A 691-nucleotide genomic window follows, 5' to 3' on the forward strand; every position below is an offset into this window, starting at 1 on the left:
ATTGGAGAGCACGTAAAAAGACCATTGAGCAGACGTGGTTCGAGGCGCTTTTTTGGCAACAAAGGCTGGCGCTTTTAGAAGTAGATCAGGGGTTTCTCGAGCAAATGCGCGACTTTATTAAATCGCTTTACGAAGTTGGCTCTAGAACCCAATCAGATCTAATCGGTGCTGAGCTGGAATTGATTAAGCTTAAAGAGCTGTCGATATCAGCAAAACAGAGTTATGACTTGCACCGAACAAAGCTTGATAGCTTGGCGAACCAAACGTTGCGCGACGCCAGCCTTTCGCCCAATGAGCGTTATACACAAGTCGAGATTGATCGTTTGCTCAATATAAGAGTGGGCAAGGATAGTTTTACACTTCACCCCCGCATACTCAGGCATGAAGCAAACCTGGCGCTTTCGAAAACGCAAGTAAGCCTGCTTGAACAGGATTTTGAGCCTTCTTGGGGGGTCGAGGTAAGTTATGGCTTGCGAGATGGACAAAACCCTGACGGCTCTGATCGACCTGATTTTTTCTCTGCAGGAATTAGCGTTGCAGTGCCATTTTTTTCGGAAGGCCGACAGTCTTCGAATATCGGCGCAGAGAAACATAACATGTCGTCAATTGCGCTGCAGAGGGATGAAGAAGCACTTGGTATTTACTATGCGTTCCTGAGTCAGCAACAGCAGCTTCAAAGGACTGCTGAGCA

Annotated in this window: 1 protein-coding gene; it reads left to right on the top strand. The window is 47.2% G+C overall.

Going from position 1 to position 691, the window contains the following annotated elements; all coding sequences use genetic code 11:
- On the top strand, positions 1-691 hold a 691-nt coding region (locus A3750_RS24285; protein WP_197475292.1), incomplete at both ends, for a TolC family protein.

Source organism: Oleiphilus sp. HI0079, from assembly GCF_001635105.1.